The sequence below is a fragment of the Bradyrhizobium sp. USDA 223 genome (genome assembly GCF_044909005.1).
In the GTDB taxonomy this organism is placed as follows: domain Bacteria; phylum Pseudomonadota; class Alphaproteobacteria; order Rhizobiales; family Xanthobacteraceae; genus Bradyrhizobium; species Bradyrhizobium yuanmingense.
This window is the reverse complement of the sequence record NZ_JBIYDR010000001.1, coordinates 4,842,106-4,857,299: the sequence shown is the minus strand read 5'-3', so window position 1 is coordinate 4,857,299 and position 15,194 is coordinate 4,842,106. Positions and strand designations below refer to the sequence as shown.

15 protein-coding genes are annotated in these 15,194 nt (G+C 64.8%); 6 read left to right on the top strand and 9 right to left on the bottom strand.

The genetic code is table 11. The features are described from left to right. Position 1: 1 nt before the first annotated feature. The 3 genes from ABIA40_RS22610 to ABIA40_RS22600 form a co-directional block, all read right to left on the bottom strand. Positions 2 to 322 (bottom strand): hypothetical protein, encoded by a 321-nt coding sequence (locus tag ABIA40_RS22610; protein ID WP_404543305.1) that lies wholly within the window; start codon positions 320 to 322, stop codon positions 2 to 4. Positions 323 to 406: 84 nt separating this feature from the next. Next, on the bottom strand, positions 407 to 679 hold the full coding sequence (locus ABIA40_RS22605) for a hypothetical protein (RefSeq protein ID WP_271543725.1): 273 nt from the start codon (positions 677 to 679) through the stop codon (positions 407 to 409). Positions 680 to 814: 135 nt separating this feature from the next. Further along, positions 815 to 3,499 carry an alpha/beta hydrolase fold domain-containing protein gene (locus ABIA40_RS22600; RefSeq protein ID WP_404543304.1) on the bottom strand — a complete coding sequence of 895 codons (2,685 nt, stop codon included), beginning with the start codon at positions 3,497 to 3,499 and terminating at the stop codon, positions 815 to 817. Between the two features lie 191 nt (positions 3,500 to 3,690). Between ABIA40_RS22600 and ABIA40_RS22595 the strand changes: the two genes are divergently transcribed. Further along, the gene (locus tag ABIA40_RS22595) at positions 3,691 to 3,939 is read left to right on the top strand and encodes a hypothetical protein (RefSeq protein ID WP_036025032.1); all 249 of its coding nucleotides are present in this window, start codon (positions 3,691 to 3,693) and stop codon (positions 3,937 to 3,939) included. Between the two features lie 77 nt (positions 3,940 to 4,016). Then, a complete protein-coding gene (locus ABIA40_RS22590) occupies positions 4,017 to 5,501 on the top strand; it encodes a carboxylesterase/lipase family protein (RefSeq protein WP_404543303.1) in 1,485 nt (494 codons plus the stop codon). Between the two features lie 7 nt (positions 5,502 to 5,508). Here ABIA40_RS22590 and ABIA40_RS22585 read toward each other — a convergent pair whose 3' ends face one another. After that, positions 5,509 to 5,688, bottom strand: coding sequence for a hypothetical protein (locus ABIA40_RS22585; protein ID WP_036006694.1), 180 nt, complete (start codon positions 5,686 to 5,688; stop codon positions 5,509 to 5,511). Positions 5,689 to 5,842: 154 nt separating this feature from the next. Between ABIA40_RS22585 and ABIA40_RS22580 the strand changes: the two genes are divergently transcribed. Further along, entirely contained in the window at positions 5,843 to 6,637 is a 795-nt protein-coding gene (locus ABIA40_RS22580; protein WP_404543302.1) for a DODA-type extradiol aromatic ring-opening family dioxygenase, read from the top strand. 48 nt (positions 6,638 to 6,685) lie between these two features. Here ABIA40_RS22580 and ABIA40_RS22575 read toward each other — a convergent pair whose 3' ends face one another. From ABIA40_RS22575 to glgC, 3 genes are read right to left on the bottom strand one after another with little or no spacing between them, the layout of a single operon-like run. Continuing rightward, a complete protein-coding gene (locus tag ABIA40_RS22575; RefSeq protein WP_036006700.1) occupies positions 6,686 to 6,946 on the bottom strand; it encodes a SemiSWEET transporter in 261 nt (86 codons plus the stop codon). 32 nt (positions 6,947 to 6,978) lie between these two features. Continuing rightward, a complete protein-coding gene (gene glgA, locus ABIA40_RS22570; protein WP_271543738.1) occupies positions 6,979 to 8,433 on the bottom strand; it encodes a glycogen synthase GlgA in 1,455 nt (484 codons plus the stop codon). Beyond that, positions 8,430 to 9,692 carry a glucose-1-phosphate adenylyltransferase gene (gene glgC / locus ABIA40_RS22565; RefSeq protein WP_404543301.1) on the bottom strand — a complete coding sequence of 421 codons (1,263 nt, stop codon included), beginning with the start codon at positions 9,690 to 9,692 and terminating at the stop codon, positions 8,430 to 8,432. Before glgC ends, glgA begins: the two co-directional genes overlap by 4 nt. A gap of 340 nt (positions 9,693 to 10,032) precedes the next feature. On the opposite strand from glgC, the gene ABIA40_RS22560 reads away from it, so the two are divergent. The 3 genes from ABIA40_RS22560 to ABIA40_RS22550 all read left to right on the top strand — a co-directional run bounded on the left by ABIA40_RS22560 (position 10,033) and on the right by ABIA40_RS22550 (position 13,252). After that, positions 10,033 to 10,488 (top strand): hypothetical protein, encoded by a 456-nt coding sequence (locus tag ABIA40_RS22560; protein WP_271543741.1) that lies wholly within the window; start codon positions 10,033 to 10,035, stop codon positions 10,486 to 10,488. Positions 10,489 to 11,120: 632 nt separating this feature from the next. Continuing rightward, a complete protein-coding gene (locus ABIA40_RS22555) occupies positions 11,121 to 11,966 on the top strand; it encodes a CmcJ/NvfI family oxidoreductase (RefSeq protein WP_157284689.1) in 846 nt (281 codons plus the stop codon). Between the two features lie 116 nt (positions 11,967 to 12,082). Continuing rightward, positions 12,083 to 13,252 (top strand): Gfo/Idh/MocA family protein, encoded by a 1,170-nt coding sequence (locus tag ABIA40_RS22550; RefSeq protein WP_404543300.1) that lies wholly within the window; start codon positions 12,083 to 12,085, stop codon positions 13,250 to 13,252. 45 nt (positions 13,253 to 13,297) lie between these two features. Here the strand turns inward: ABIA40_RS22550 and ABIA40_RS22545 are convergent, their stop codons facing one another. Both ABIA40_RS22545 and ABIA40_RS22540 read right to left on the bottom strand, forming a co-directional pair. Continuing rightward, entirely contained in the window at positions 13,298 to 14,608 is a 1,311-nt protein-coding gene (locus tag ABIA40_RS22545) for an ABC transporter substrate-binding protein (protein WP_157284164.1), read from the bottom strand. A gap of 148 nt (positions 14,609 to 14,756) precedes the next feature. Beyond that, the gene (locus ABIA40_RS22540) at positions 14,757 to 15,173 is read right to left on the bottom strand and encodes a hypothetical protein (RefSeq protein WP_404543299.1); all 417 of its coding nucleotides are present in this window, start codon (positions 15,171 to 15,173) and stop codon (positions 14,757 to 14,759) included. Positions 15,174 to 15,194: the final 21 nt, after the last annotated feature.

Below are 15,194 nucleotides of genomic sequence, written 5' to 3'. Positions count from 1 at the left end.
TTCATTTCATCGCGCTTTGGGAATGGCTTTCGATGAAGTCGCTGAGATAATCGGGGAGCTCTATTCCATAGATGTCGCACCGTGCGCGGATCTCGCCGGCGACGTCGCACGAGATATCCTTCATCCAGTGCTCGAGCGTGTTGAACGAGATCACCTTGATCGGGTCATTGAAGCAGCCGGCGACGAGCTCGCCGATCGTGGTGTCAAGATCGCTGCGCTCGATGCGGATTTCGGTCGCCTCGTCACGGCGATCGATCACTACGAACAGGGTCTGGTCCGCTCCGTAAGGCACGATCGGTGATGATACGCCGGCGTCAAACATCTCGAGGCGCTCACGTCATTGCTTTGATCCCTGACAACGGGAAGAACCGGAAGAAGGTTCCTGCTCGCGCGCTTGTGAGGGGCGTCAGAGAAATTCTCTCAAGCGCGACAGCTCGAGGACGTGTTCGGGGGAGAGGATTTCGGTGACGAGCGGCGGCTGCGCCACGGTGCGGATCTCGTAGAGATGGCGGGTCGTCGCCGGCTTCTGCATGAAAGCCGAGATGCAATCGTCGAGCGTGCCTTCGATGAGCTGGTAGGGCTCCCGGTCAGGCTGGCGCTGATTGGCAAGTGATGGCCATTTATGCAGCGCCGCAAGCGCGCCGAAATCGACCTTTGAATCCCCGACCACGTCCCCCATCGCCCTGCCTCACGCAAAACACGACCCCAGCACACGTGCTCGCGTGCCGGGGCCCATACACCTGTCGCTGCATCTCAATGCCACAGGTCAGCCAACGCGGCAGCCGGGAAAAGGTTCCCGGCGGCCTGTCGCCACTCAGCTCGCGGCCGCCGCGATCCTGCGCCCGGGGCTGTCATGCTCCTGGTTGCTCTCGCCGCGGCGGACCTCCGGCGGCAGCCCGGCAAAGCGCCGCAAGGCCTCCGCCATCTGCACCCGGCCCGACACGCCTGTGATCACCACGTCCACCATCGCAAAGGACGAATGGAAGTGGCCGCGCGCCTTGAGCTGCTCGACGGGGACGCCGGCAGCGGCCATCGCCTCGGCATAGGCGATGCCCTCGTCGCGCAGGGGATCGAACTCGCAGGTGACCACGAGGGCCGGCGGCAGGCCGGCGACCTTGCCGCGCAGCGGGGCGACCCGCGGGTCGGTGCGGTCCGCCGGCGAGCAATAGAGGTCCCAGAACCAGTACATCAGCGAGCGCGTCAGGAAGTAGGCGGTCCCGTTTTCGTTGTAGGAGGGCCGATCGAAGCTGCAGTCGGTGACCGGGCAGACCAGAAGCTGGCCGGCGATGGCTGGCCCGCCGCGGTCGCGCGCGAGCTGGCAGGTGACGGCCGCGATGTTGCCGCCGGCGCTCCAGCCGGCGACCAGCACCGGGCCCGGCCTGCCGCCGAGCTCGGCGGCGTGCTCGGCGATCCAGCGCGCGGCCGCATAGCCGTCTTCCGCAGCCGTCGGGAAGCGATGCTCCGGTGCGTGGCGATAACCGACGCTGACGAACATCATGCCGGTCCGCCGCACCATGTCGCGGCAAAACGGCTCGTCCGATTGCTCGTCGCCGAGCACCCAGCCGCCGCCGTGGAAATAGACCACGACCGGATGCGGTCCCGGCGTTGCCGGCTTGTAGACGCGGTAGGGCAGCGCGCCGTCGGCGACAGGCAGGGTGCCGTCGACGATCTCGCCGATCGGCCGCCCCGCAGGCCGGCCCTTGTTGAACTCGTTGACGAAGGCGCGGGCGCCGAGCGCGCCCATCGACTCGATCGGCGGCAGGTTGAGCGAGGCGAGCAGGTTCAGCACCAGCCGCACGTCCGGCTGCAGGCGCACCACCTCGCCGTCATTGCATTGCGCGGCGCCATCGGGGCCGGTGAGCTTGAAGCCGAGCATGCCGCGGCTGACCACCTCGTCGCAGATGCTGCGATAAGGGCCGACGCCGCCGGTATAGGGCATCAGGCCCTGCACCTTGCCCGGCACGTTGGCGCCGGTGTACCAGGTGTTGGCGAGCCGGTGCAGCGTCAGCATCGAGCAGTCGGCCATGTGCCTGTTCCAGCCGGCCTGTGCCGTCTCGGTCGGCTCGATTGTGGTGAAGCCGGCATCGCGCAGCGATGCAAGGCGATCGACCACCCAGTCGACATGCTGCTCGATCGACACCGCCATGTTTGACAGCACCGACGGGCTTCCGGGTCCGGTAATCATGAAGAAGTTCGGGAAGTCCTCGACCGTGAGGCCGAGATAGGTCTGCGGTCCCTGCGCCCAGACATCGGACAGCGACTTGCCACCGCGCCCGGTGATCGGATGCACGGCACGGATCGCGCCGGTCATGGCGTCGAAGCCGGTTGCGAAGACGATGACGTCGACGTCGAAGCTGCGACCGTTCGTGGAGATGCCGCTCGCGGTGATCGCCTTGATCGGCTCCTTGCGCAGATTGACCAACGTGACGTTCGGCCGGTTGTAGGTTGCGTAATAATTGGTCTCGAGGCAGGGGCGTTTCGCGCCGAAAGGATGGTCGTCCGGCATCAGCGCCGCGGCGGTCTCGGGATCCTTGACGGCGACGCGGATCTTTTCGCGGATCAGGTCCTGGACGATCTTGTTGCCGTCGACGTCGACGGCCTGGTCGGCCCAGAGCTGCGTCAGGATGTGGACGAGGTCGCCGGCGGCCCAGGCGCGTTCGAACCGCTCGCGGCGCTCGGCATCGCTCAATTGCCAACTCACGACCGTCTGCTGCGGGTAGGGCACGCCGGCCATCGACTGCCGCGCCTGCTCGCGATAGGCCGCGCGGTCGCTCTGCAGCAGGCTCATGCGGTCCGCGGGCGCCGGGCCGTTATGCGCCGGCAAAGCGAAATTCGGTGTGCGCTGGAACACCGTCAGATGCGCAGCCTGCTCGGCGATCACAGGGATCGACTGGATCGCCGAGGAGCCCGTGCCGATCACGGCGACGCGCTTTCCGGTGAGATCGACGCCGTCATGCGGCCAGCGCCCGGTGAAATAGACCTCGCCCTTGAAGTCCTTGACGCCGTCGATCTCCGGCGGCTTCGGCGCGGAGAGGCAACCGGTCGCCATGATGTAATGGCGGCAGGAGACGGGTGGCCCATTGTCCGTGGTGATGAGCCAGCGCTCGGACGCTTCGTCCCATCTGGCTTCGGTGACCTTGGTCTTGAAACGGATGTCGCGGCGCAGATCGTAGCGATCGGCGACGAAGCCGAGATAGCGCAGGATCTCGGGCTGGGTCGCGTATTTCTCCGACCAGGCCCAGGCGGTCTCGAGCTCCGGATCGAACGTGTAGCTGTAGTCGATGGTCTGGATGTCGCAGCGCGCGCCCGGATAGCGGTTCCAGTACCAGGTGCCGCCGACATCGCCGGCCTCGTCGAGCCCGACTGCCGAGAACCCCGCCTTGCGCAGGCGATAGAGAAGGTAGAGGCCGGCAAATCCGGCGCCGACCACGGCAACATCGACCTGCTGAGCGGTTCCGCGCTCATCGGAGGCACGTGTGGCAACCATTGCGTCAGGCATGGTATTCCTCCCGGATGTCTTGTTTTGGCGGCAGGCTATAGCCGCAGGCTCAGCTTGTCATTACAGCAAGTGCAATCTTAGGGTGGTCGTTTGCGGCGGCTTCGTGACCGCGCGAAGGTTGCGGCACCACACGCACCGCGATGCACAATGGCCGTGATCGCCCGGGGTAATCAGCCATCGTCCTTCTGTGTATGCTTGCGCTTACAAGCCACGCGTACCGCCCGGGCGTCATGACAGAGTTGAGTGAGCGAACCAGAGCGAACATGGACGTCGTCCTCGAGCAGACGTGCCGGCAACTGCCGCATGGCGGCGATCACGACAGCCGCAGGTTCATCGCCGAGCGCCTGATCGAGGCGGCACGGGCGGGCCACTCCACGCTGGGCGAGCTCGGCATCGTCGCGCGCCACGCGCTCGCGGAGCTGATTGGCAAAGGCGGTTAGGCTCAAGGCGCGAGGCTTGCCTTGCCGACGGCTCTGGACATAACCTGCCGAAACCCTTCATCGAGATGGTTGCGAAGATGCGGGCCTTGCTTGCATTCGTTGCGGCTATTGCAGTCTTGTGTGGCGCCGGTTCGGCCGCCGCCCAGCCGGTCGGGCAGTTTCCATTCGCGCTGACCCGTGAAGGGCAGATGCTCGGTGCCGTGGAAGGCGAGGTGGCCTCGTTCAAGGGCCTGGCTTACGCGGCGCCGCCGGTCGGGGCACTGCGCTGGCAACCGCCGCAGCCGACGACCGAAAGCTCGGAGATGCGCACCGCTTACGAATACGGCGCGCCGTGCCTTCAGCCGGCGCTGCCGGCGGCGAGCGAGGATTGCCTGACGCTGAACGTGTTTCGTCCTTTCGGGGTCGACGGCCCGTTACCGGTGATGGTGTTCATCCCTGGCGGCGCGTTCGTCACGGGCACCGCGAACGATCCGCTATTCGATGGCGCCAAGCTGGCGCAGGCGGGCCTCATCGTGGTCACCGTGAATTATCGCCTCGGCGCGCTCGGCTGGCTCTCGCATCCCGCGCTGTCGGACGCCGGCTCCGGCAATTTCGGCCTGATGGACCAGATCGCCGCGCTGCACTGGGTGCACGACAACATCGCGGCCTTCGGCGGCGATCCTGATAACGTCACGCTGTTCGGCAGCGATGCAGGCGCGACATCGATTGCGCTGCTGATGTTGTCCGCGCAAGCGCGCGATCTCTTCCACAAGGCCATTCTGCAATCGGTGCCCGGCCGCGCGCGGCTGCGCTCGGCAGAAGAGGCTGAGGCCATCGGCCGGGAGTTCGTGGCCGCGCTTTCGGTGAACATGGATCTGCGTGCAGTCGAGCCGCGGCGCCTGCTGGCCGCCGAGAAACAATTGCTGGAGACATCGCCAAGCAGCTTTGCACCGATGATGGATGGACGTCTTGTGAGCGAGGACCTCGCCGCAGGTTTTGCGGCCGGACGCCAAAGCCGCATTCCCCTGATCGTCGGCTCGAACCAGGATGAGACCGGCTCGGAGAACGAGACCGCGATCAAGGAGGAGCTTGCGCCGCCGGGCGCGGACGGCGGCGAATTGCGCAAGCTCTATCCCGATCTCACCAGACCGTCGGATCTCGCGGCAAGAATTTACACCGACAAGGTCTTTTCCGAGCCGGTGCGGCTGCTGGCACGTCTGCACGCGGCAGGCGGCGCGCCGACCTTTCGCTACCGCTTCGCCTATGTGCCGGAGGCCAGGCGCGCCAATCCGGACGTCGGCCACGGGCGCGAGCTGCAGTTCATCTTCGGTGCGGAAGGCGTGCCCGGTGCGGGCATCCTGTCGCGGCGCGATCGCGAGGTCGCAGGCCGCATGCGCGCCTATTGGATAAACTTCGCCCGAAGTGGCGATCCCAATGGTCCCGACCTACATGGTCCCGACCTGCCACGCTGGGACGCAGCTAGCGGCGATCGCCTGCTGCTGATCACGAACGATGGCATCGCGAGCGGTGACGATCCGTTCGCGGATCGCCTCGACCGGCTCGCAAATGAGGGCAGGAGATGAATCGGATTTAAGCCGCGAGCTCGACGCGCGGCGCCGGGCTGAGCCGGTCTTCCTCCAGATAATCCATCGCGCCGTCCTTCTCGACGGCATAGAACTGCTGGCCATCCCGCGACTTGAAGGCGGCGCGGACGACACCGCGGCGGCCCTTGTCACTGTTGACGACGTCCCCCAGCGCAAACTTCCTCATCGCACGTCTCACTTGTCTTCAGGCCGACTGCTTCGGCCCAGCGGGGATTCTGGGCGGCAAATCGTTAACGACTTGCTAACCATGCTGCTTTGCCTATGCTCACCGCCGAACGTGCGGACTGCCCGCACGCGCCCGTTGTCAATGAGACGAGCCGATGACGCGATTTCCGACCCTGTTCCTGTCGCATGGCGGCGGCCCCTGGCCCTTCATGGAGGACAGGCGGGTGCAATACGCCAGGACTGCCGAGGCGTTCGCGAACCTGCCGCAGCTTCTGCCCGAGAGGCCGAAGGCGGTGCTGGTCATCACCGGGCATTGGGAAGCCGACGCCTTCACGGTCTCGACCTCGCCGCATCCACCGATGGTGTACGACTATTACGGTTTCCCCGAGCATACCTACCAGCTCAAATATCCGGCGCCGGGCAAGCCCGAGCTTGCCGCGCAAGTGAAGGCGCTGCTCGCGCATGCCGGCCTCGATTGCCGCGAAGATCCCGACCAGGGTTTCGATCACGGCACGTTCGTTCCGCTCGGGCTGATGTATCCGAATGCCGACATGCCGATCGTGCTGCTGTCGCTGAAGTCCAGCTATGACGCGGCCGAGCACGTCAAGGTGGGGCAGGCGATCGCATCCTTGCGCGACGAAGGCATCCTGATCGTCGGCAGCGGCCTGACCTATCACAACATGCGCGGCTTCAACCGTCCGGAGTCCAAGCCCGTCTCGTATGATTTCGAGGCCTACCTGAACGAGGCAATCAGCAACCCCGATGCGGCGCGCCGCAATGCCATGCTGGTCGATTGGGAGAATGCGCCGAGCGCCCGCCTTGCGCATCCGCGCGAGGATCATCTGCTGCCGCTGATGGTGGCGGCCGGTGCTGCGGGAAGCGACGTCGGACGGCGCGTCTTCGTCGACGAGGTCGCGCATGTGGCGATGGCCTCGTATGTGTTTGGGTAATGATCTCTTCTCCGTCGTCCCACAAGCGGGGAGAGGCGAAGAAAAGCCTCACCCATATCTCAGCTTCATTACCAGAATGCCGCCGGCAAGAACCATGGTGACGGCGTTCGCCGCGACCAGAGGGGCATCGCCTGAAAGCAGGCCGTAGATGAGCCAGAGCGTGAGGCCCAGCATCATGACCAGAAACATGCCGAGGGAAATGTCGCGCGCCGAGCGGGTCTTCCAGACCTTGATGAACTGCGGCGCGTAGGCGACGGTGGTGCAGGTGGCGGCGGCAAAGCCGAGCAGCTTGATCGCGAAGGGGTCCATGTCCGGCTCTATAGCATGGATTCGGCTCTGCCTCACGCGCGGGCCGTCATCAGCCCGCGGTACAGCGCGGCATAGTCGCCGGCGCGGTTGCGCCAGGAGACGTCGGTCGCAAGGCCGCTGCGTTGCAAGCGGCGCCAGGTCAGCTTGTCGTGGAAGGCGGTGTTGGCCTTGCGCAGCGTGCCGGCGAGGGCATCCGCCGTCACGGGGGCGAACTTGAAGCCGGTGGCATCGTGGCCGGACGCGTCGGCCTCGCCGATATCGACGATGGTGTCTTCGAGGCCGCCGACGCGCGAGACGATCGGCACCGCGCCATAGCGCAGCGCGCAGAGCTGGGTCAGGCCGCACGGCTCGAAGCGCGACGGCACGATCAGCGCGTCCGAGCCGGCCTGGATCAGGTGCGCCAGGATTTCGTCATAGCCGATCACGACGCCGATCCGGCCCGGATTGGAGCGGGCCGCGGCCTGGTAGCCATCCTGCAGATCGCGGTCGCCGCTGCCGAGCAGCGCGAGCTGCATGCCTTCGCGCAGGATGGTTGGGATGGCTTCCATCAGGAGATCGAGCCCCTTCTGCCACGACAGCCGGCTGATGACGCCGAGCAGTGGCGCTTCGTCCGAGGAATCGAGATTGAACTGCTGCTGCAGCACCGCCTTGTTCGCGGCCCGGAAGGTCAGGTCTTCCGCGCCGAAGCGGTAGGCGATGTGCGGATCGGTTTGCGGATTCCAGACCTCGGTGTCGATGCCGTTGAGGATGCCGCTCAGCACGCTCGATCGTTCACGAAGCAGGCCGCCGAGGCCCATGCCGCCTTCGTCGCTCTGGATTTCCTTCGCGTAGGTCGGCGATACCGTGGTGATGCGATCGGCAAGGCGCAAGCCGGCCTTCAAGAAGCTGATGCCGCCGAAATATTCCAGTTCGCTGACGTTGAAGGCATGCCAGGGCAGGCCGATCGATCCGATCAGCTCAGGGGCGAACTTGCCCTGGTAGGCCATGTTGTGAATGGTCATCACGGTGCCGGGCCGCGGACGATTGTCGTAGTGCAGATAGGCCGGCGCGAGCCCCGCCTGCCAATCGTGGGCGTGCACGACATCGGGCACGAAGGCCGGCGCGAGGCCGTGGCCGATATCGGCCGCCACGCGCGACAGCGCGGCGAAGCGCACGCCGTTGTCCGCCCAGTCGATGCCATCGGTGGTGACATAGGGGTTGCCCGGCCGCGCATAGAGATGCGGCACGTCCAGCACGAACAGATCGAGCCCGGCATGCGAGCCCGCCAGCAGCCGGCCGGGGCCTCCGAAATAATCCGGCCAGCGCCGCAGTTCCTCTGTGCCGGACAAAAGGCGCATCACGTCGGGATAGCCCGGCAGCAAGGTGCGCATCTCGACGCCATGCGCCTTCAGCGCAACCGGCAGCGCGCCCGCAACATCTGCGAGGCCGCCGGTCTTGATGAGGGGATAGACTTCAGAGGCGACCGCGAGGACGCGAACAGGCATCATGTATTGAGCCTGTCGATCATCGGCTGGGTGATCAGCGAGATGCCCTGCTCGGTGGTGCGGAAGCGCTTTCCGTCGAACTCGGGATCCTCGCCGACGACGAGCCCTTCCGGGATCTCGACGCCGCGGTCGATCACGACGTTCCTCAAGCGGGCGCCGCGGCCGACATTCACGTAGGGCATGATCACCGCGTTCTCGACATTGGCGTAGGAGTTGATGCGCACGCCGGTGAACAGCAGCGAGCGGCGCAGCGAGGCGCCGGAGATGATGCAGCCGCCGGAGACCAGCGAACTCACCGCCTGGCCGCGCCGGCTCTCCTCGTCATGGACGAATTTCGCCGGCGGCGTGATCTCGGCATAGGACCAGATCGGCCAGGCGCGGTCGAACAGGTCGAGCTCGGGCACCACGTCGGTGAGGTCGATATTGGCGGCCCAATAGGCGTCGACCGTGCCGACGTCGCGCCAATAGGCGGGGGTGTCGGTGCCGAAGCGAACGCAGGAGGTCGAGTATTGGTGCGCCATCGCGCGGCCGTTCTTGACGAGGTAGGGAATGATGTCCTTGCCGAAATCGTGGTTCGAGTTCGGGTCCTCGGCATCGCGCTTGAGCTGATCGAACAGGAATCTCGCGTCGAACACGTAAATGCCCATGCTGGCGAGCGAGACGTCCGGCTTGCCCGGCACCGGCGGCGGATCTTTCGGCTTCTCCAGGAACTCCTGAATCCAGCCGTTCTCGTCGACATGCATGATGCCGAAACCGGAGGATTCGGTCCGCGGCATCTCGAGGCAGCCGACGGTGACGTCGGCGCCGCTCTCGACGTGCTGGCGCAGCATCACCTCGTAGTCCATTTTGTAGATGTGGTCTCCGGCCAGCACGACGATGAAGCGGCAGGCGTGGGATTCGATGATGTCGATGTTCTGGTACACCGCGTCCGCCGTGCCGACATACCACATGCTCTCGGAGACGCGCTGGCTGGCGGGGAGGATGTCAAAACTCTCGTTGCGTTCGGGGCGGAAGAAGTTCCAGCCCATCTGAAGGTGCCGGATCAGGCTGTGCGCCTTGTATTGGGTCGCCACCGCGATACGGCGGATGCCGGAGTTCACCGCGTTCGACAGCGCGAAATCGATGATGCGGGATTTGCCGCCGAAATAGACCGCCGGCTTGGCGCGGCGGTCGGTCAGCTCCAGCAGGCGGCTGCCGCGTCCTCCGGCCAGGACAAAGGCCAGCGCCTGACGGGCAAGCGGCTCGGGTCTCGCGGCACTCATGTGATCCTCCCACAACTCTGGCGCTCGCGAGAAGCCTCCCGGCCGCGCACATTGGAACCGATAGTAATGGCACGAATAGTAAATCGTGAAGGTGGTTGTTGGTTGCGAATGCACGGGAAGCTTAATGCCTTGCCGGGTGATCGGGCCTCAGCCACCGTCGCGCGGCTGTCACAGGCGGCGACGTCGCCGGGCACCGGTTGATCAGAACGGAGGCAAGCGTCTTGTGCGGTGCACGCAAACTCCAGGCTTTGAAATTCAATGCTTTGACTTGGCGCAAGGATGTCCGATCATGACGCTGCGATCCTTTTTCCAAGCGAAAGGTCAGACAGGGAGTAGGACGATGAGGATCTGGAAGACGGCGATTGCCTGTTCATTGGTCGGCGTGGTCATGGTGGCCCAGATCGGGCAGGCCACGGCGGCCCCGATGCCGACCAACGTTGCGACGATGAAGGCTGCGGCCGGTGATAATGTCACACCGGTGCATTGGCGCGGCGGTGGCTGGGGCTTTGCCCTCGGTGGTCTCGCAGCCGGCGCGCTCATCGGCGGCGCCATCGCCAGCAGCGCGCCTTACGGTTACTATGGCAGACCCTATTACGGTGGCTACGGCTATGGATATCCGGGCTACGGCTATGGTTACGCCCCCGCCTATTACGGCGGCTACGGCTACGCACCGGTCTATCCGCGATATTATCGGCCGTACCGTCCGTATTACAGCTATGGCTATTACCGGCCGTACCGGGTTTATCACCGCCCGTTCGGTGTTTATCCCCGTCCCTACTACCGCGCCTATTGGTGAGCACCGCGCGGCTAGATGGCAGCCACACGATCAGGCTCATGCATGCAACATGCATGAGCAGGATCGCGGCGAGATGCAATGGCGGGCTTGAGGTGAAGCCTGCGCATCCCGCCGCCTCCGCCTAGTTCGATCCCGCGGCTGCGAAGCTGCGGTCGGCGGCGGCGGTCAACGAACTGGCCGACCGATCGATGATGGCGTGGGCGCCGACGCGCAGGCTACGATCGATCTGTATTTCCGCTGGGACTGATCAAGCAGAAGCTGGACGCAGCGGAGATCGTGGGCCGTTCATTCACGGACGCAATCGAAGGCGAAAATGTAATGCTCCGTCGTCATTCCGGGGCGCGACGAAGTCGCGAGCCCGGAATCCATTCATCGACAGACATTGCGGCTCGATGGATTCCGGGCTCGCCCTTCGGGCGCCCCGGAATGACGACCGTGGGTGTGAGAGCTCACGAGTCACTCAAGCATTCGTGAAGCGCGACGAGCACGTTCTAGCGCAATCGCCTTCTTCGAAATATTCCTTCTGCATTCTCACCGCCCGACAACACCCTCATTGCTATTTGCACCGCAGCTCTTGCGGCATGGCGCACTCCCGCAAAGATCAATCCGACGACCACATCGGGAGACCGGCCATGGGCCTGCAAGAAACAAAAATCGAATCGCTTCCCTTCGTCACTGCCGAACTCAACTATCTCGCACCGATCGAAGGCAAGCCGCGTACCTACGCGTTCGATCCGCCGGCGGGTGAGCCCAAGAGCACTTCGCTGCCGGAGCCGCACAAGGTGCCGATCTTCGATGCGCGGCTGATCGCGCAGAACTTCTCGCTGGATCGAGAGGGCTTTGCGTTGGTGCGTCACCCGACGCAGGTGAAGGATTTCTACAACGAGGACGAGGTGAGGGCGGTCTATTATCCCGCCGTGGAGGCCTTTCTGCGCGCGACGCTGAAGGCCGACCGCGTCGTCATCTTCGATCACACCGTGCGCAAGCGTGTTGAGGGCGCACCTGATATCCGCGACGGCGGCCCGCGTCAGCCTGCCACGCGCGTCCATGTCGACCAGACCATCACGTCCGGCGCCAACCGCGTCCGCGAGCATCTGCCTGATGAAGCCGAAGAGCTGCTGAAGGGGCGCGTGCAGGTGATCAATCTGTGGCGGCCGATCCGCGGTCCCTTGCGGGATTCACCGCTCGCCATGGCCGACGGAACCACGGTCAAGCCGGAAGACCTCGTCGCTTCCGACCTGATCTATCCCAACCGCCGCGGCGAGACCTATTCGGTGAAGTACAATCCGAACCACCGCTGGTTCTATTTCCCGGAGATGACGCCGGATGAGGCGCTGCTGCTGAAGTGCTACGATTCCGCAACCGACGGCCGGACCCGTTTCGGGCCGCATACCGCATTCGTCGATCCGACCACGCCGGCCGATGCCGCGCCCCGCGAGAGCATCGAGGTCCGCACGCTGGTGTTCCACCAGCAGTAACAAAGTGTGATGCCCCTGCCGGGTCCATGCATCATGGGCGCGGGCGTCGTTCAGGTCTCGGTGGATTAGGCCCCCGAGCACGCTATAGTGCCGCCCAAAGCAAGACAGGGGGCGCTATGACTCGGATCAGGGTGGGACTCGTCGGCTGCGGCTTCGTGTCGGAGCTGCACATGTATGCGTTCCGGCGCGTCTATGGCGTTGACGTCGAGGTCGCGGCGGTTGCTGCCCGCGGCGACAAGGTTGTCGCGTTTGCCGGGCATCACAATATCCCGCGTGTTTACCGGAGCTTCGCCGAGCTGATCGCCGACCGCGATCTCGACGTCGTCGACGTTTGCACCCCGCCCAATCTTCACGCCGAGATGATCGTCGCCGCCATGCAGTCCGGCAGGCACGTCATCTGCGAAAAGCCGTTCGCCGGCTATTTCGGCCGCGAAGGCGATCAGCAGCCGATCGGCAAGCACGTGCCGAAGGCGCTGATGTATGAGCGCGTGATCGAGGAGATGGACAGGACGCGCGCCGCGATCGAGCGCACGGACAAGCTCTTCATGTATGCCGAGGACTGGATCTACGCGCCGGCCGTGACCAAGACCGCCGAGATCATCAAGGCGACCAAGGACAAGATCCTGTTCATGAAGGGCGAGGAGAGCCATTCCGGCTCGCACGCCGCGCATGCCGCGCAATGGGCGATGACCGGCGGCGGCTCGCTGATCCGCATGGGCTGCCATCCCCTCTCGGCCGTGCTGTATCTGAAGCAGGTCGAAGCCAAGGCGCGCGGCGAGCGCATCCATGTGGACAGCGTCACCGGCGATGTCGGCAACGTCACCGCCGGGCTCAAGCCGGAGGAGCGCAGCTACATCAAGGCCAATCCCCTCGACGTCGAGGACTGGGGCACGCTCACCGCCACTTTCTCGGACGGCACCAAGGCGACGGTGTTCTCCGGCGACATGATCATGGGCGGCGTGCGCAATCTGATCGAGACCTATACGAGCGGCGGCTCCCTGTTCGCCAACATCACGCCGAACAATCATCTGATGAGCTATCAGACCAACGAGGAGAAGCTCGCTTCCGTCTACATCACCGAGAAGGTCGACCGCAAAACCGGCTGGCAATATGTCTGCCTCGAGGAGGAATGGACTCGCGGCTATTTGCAGGAGATCCAGGACTTCATGGAATGCGTTGCGACCGGGCGCCAGCCGCTTTCGGACCTCGCGCTGGCGTATGAGACGATCAAGGTGAACTACGCGGGATATTGGGCGGCGGAGGAGGGGCGGCGGGTGGTGTTGTAAGGGCTTCTTTACCCTCCAGGGGAGGGTGGGGAGTGCGCCGCCCCCTCACGCCCCGTAAGTCGAGCCCTTCGGCAGCGGGAAGACCGGGTCCTGCGTGCGGATGTTGGTCGGCCACACCACGGAGATGTGCGCGCCGGCGTTCTGCATCACGACCGGCGTCGAACGTTCGTTCTGGCCGGAGAGCGGCGTGCCCGGCGGGAAGAATTTCACGCCATACCCCTGGATCGTGCCGCCCGCGGGGATGTCGACGTCGAGCGCCGCTTTCCGGATCGCCTCGGGCTCGAAGCTGCCGTACTTCTCCTTGGCGACCGGCAGCACGTTGTTGAGCAGCACCCAGGTCTGGTTGAAGCCCATCGAGCAGTGCGGCGGCACGTCGGTGGCGCCGGTCTTGGCCTGGTAGCGACTGACCATGGTCTTGATCAGATCGCCCATGCCGGGCGCGAGCTTGGCGGGATCGAGCAGCTGCGCCGGCACCGGGTCGATGTTGCAGAAATGGTCGATGTCGGCGCCGAACGTGGCGCGCAGCTTGTCGAGCTGGCTGTAGCCGGCACCGGCTCCGAACAGCATCTTGAAGCGCAGGCCGCTCTCGCGCGCCTGGCGCAGGAACAGGGTGATGTCAGGGTTGTAGCCCGCATGCGAGATCACGTCGGCCTTGGCCCGCTTGATCTTCGTCACCAGCACCGAGAGATCGGGCGCCGAGGCCGAATAGCCTTCGCGCAGCACCACCGGAATGCCGGCCTCTTTCGCATAGGCCTCGTCAGCGGAGGCAACGCCGACGCCATAGGGGCCGTCCTCGTGGATCAACGCGACCTTGACCTCCTTCGGGTCCATGCCGAGCTTGGCTTTGGCATGCTCGGTGAGGAAGCTTGCAAAGGCCTGGCCGTATTGATCCGAATGGATCTGCGCGCGAAATACGTGTTGCAGATTCTTGTCCTTGAACACGGCGGTCGAGACCGCGGTCGTGATCCAGAGGATCTTCTTTTGCTGCTCGACCTTGGCCGCGAGCGGCACCGCATGCGAGCTCGCATAGACGCCGTTGAGGATGTCAATCTTCTCCTGGCTGATCAGGCGTTCGGCCTCGTTGATCGCAACGTCCGGCTTGCTCTGCGAATCCGCGGCGACCGGAGCAACCTTGTATTTGCCGCCGACACCGCCTTTCTCGTTGACGAGATCGATGGCGATCTGCGCGCCGATCGAGGAGGCGACCGAGCCGCCGGCGGCGAAGGGGCCGGTGAGGTCGTAGATCAGGCCGATGCGTATAGTCTCCGCTTGTGCCTGGGCGCGCGTCCAATCGAGGCTGAGTGCGGCGGCGGCAGCCGCCGATGTCTTCAGCAGCTGCCTGCGTGAAGTCGGCATCCTATCCTCCCTCAAATCCGTCGTTCGATCTTGTTGTTGTTCACAAAGTATGGGGAGCGGGACGGCGGAAAGTCAACATCGCGAAAGTCGAGTTTCGTCCTCCGCGGCCGGGAGTGCAATTGCGAAAGGGACCCCCGCACACCCGCGATCACTGCTCCAAGCGCCGCGCCAGATAGCGCGCGGTCTTTCCAACGGCCTTGGCCAGGTGATGCGGCGTTCCCGATGCGACGATATTGCCGCCTTCGTCACCGGCACCGGGCCCGAGATCGATGATCCAGTCGCTGTGCGCCACGTCGTCCATGTCATGCTCGACCACGATCACGCTGTTGCCAACGATCCGTTCGAGCTGCGCGATCAGGCGCTCGACGTCGCGCGGGTGAAGGCCGGTGTAGATAGTCCCGAAGGCGAGCGAGGATTTCCCCGAGCCTGATACGCCCGTGAACACGACGAGGGCGTTGCGAGGAATGCGGACGTCGACGTTTCTCAGATTGTGCTCGCGCGCGCCCCGGACTCGCACGAAGCCGTCGTCCTGCATCAGGTCGGGTTGTCTTGGTCGATCGTCCATCTGGCTGCTCCCGGCCGCGTC

Bases quoted from the DNA above. Each gene is read 5' to 3' on its own strand.
- ABIA40_RS22575 (WP_036006700.1), bottom strand. From the start codon at position 6,946: ATGGACCCCTTCGCGATCAAGCTGCTCGGCTTTGCCGCCGCCACCTGC.
- ABIA40_RS22585 (WP_036006694.1), bottom strand. From the start codon at position 5,688: ATGAGGAAGTTTGCGCTGGGGGACGTCGTCAACAGTGACAAGGGCCGC.
- ABIA40_RS22540 (WP_404543299.1), bottom strand. From the start codon at position 15,173: ATGGACGATCGACCAAGACAACCCGACCTGATGCAGGACGACGGCTTC.
- ABIA40_RS22600 (WP_404543304.1), bottom strand. From the start codon at position 3,499: ATGCCTGACGCAATGGTTGCCACACGTGCCTCCGATGAGCGCGGAACC.
- ABIA40_RS22580 (WP_404543302.1), top strand. From the start codon at position 5,843: ATGACGCGATTTCCGACCCTGTTCCTGTCGCATGGCGGCGGCCCCTGG.
- glgC (WP_404543301.1), bottom strand. From the start codon at position 9,692: ATGAGTGCCGCGAGACCCGAGCCGCTTGCCCGTCAGGCGCTGGCCTTT.
- ABIA40_RS22595 (WP_036025032.1), top strand. From the start codon at position 3,691: ATGCTTGCGCTTACAAGCCACGCGTACCGCCCGGGCGTCATGACAGAG.
- ABIA40_RS22610 (WP_404543305.1), bottom strand. From the start codon at position 322: ATGTTTGACGCCGGCGTATCATCACCGATCGTGCCTTACGGAGCGGAC.
- ABIA40_RS22590 (WP_404543303.1), top strand. From the start codon at position 4,017: ATGCGGGCCTTGCTTGCATTCGTTGCGGCTATTGCAGTCTTGTGTGGC.
- glgA (WP_271543738.1), bottom strand. From the start codon at position 8,433: ATGATGCCTGTTCGCGTCCTCGCGGTCGCCTCTGAAGTCTATCCCCTC.
- ABIA40_RS22550 (WP_404543300.1), top strand. From the start codon at position 12,083: ATGACTCGGATCAGGGTGGGACTCGTCGGCTGCGGCTTCGTGTCGGAG.
- ABIA40_RS22605 (WP_271543725.1), bottom strand. From the start codon at position 679: ATGGGGGACGTGGTCGGGGATTCAAAGGTCGATTTCGGCGCGCTTGCG.
- ABIA40_RS22545 (WP_157284164.1), bottom strand. From the start codon at position 14,608: ATGCCGACTTCACGCAGGCAGCTGCTGAAGACATCGGCGGCTGCCGCC.
- ABIA40_RS22560 (WP_271543741.1), top strand. From the start codon at position 10,033: ATGAGGATCTGGAAGACGGCGATTGCCTGTTCATTGGTCGGCGTGGTC.
- ABIA40_RS22555 (WP_157284689.1), top strand. From the start codon at position 11,121: ATGGGCCTGCAAGAAACAAAAATCGAATCGCTTCCCTTCGTCACTGCC.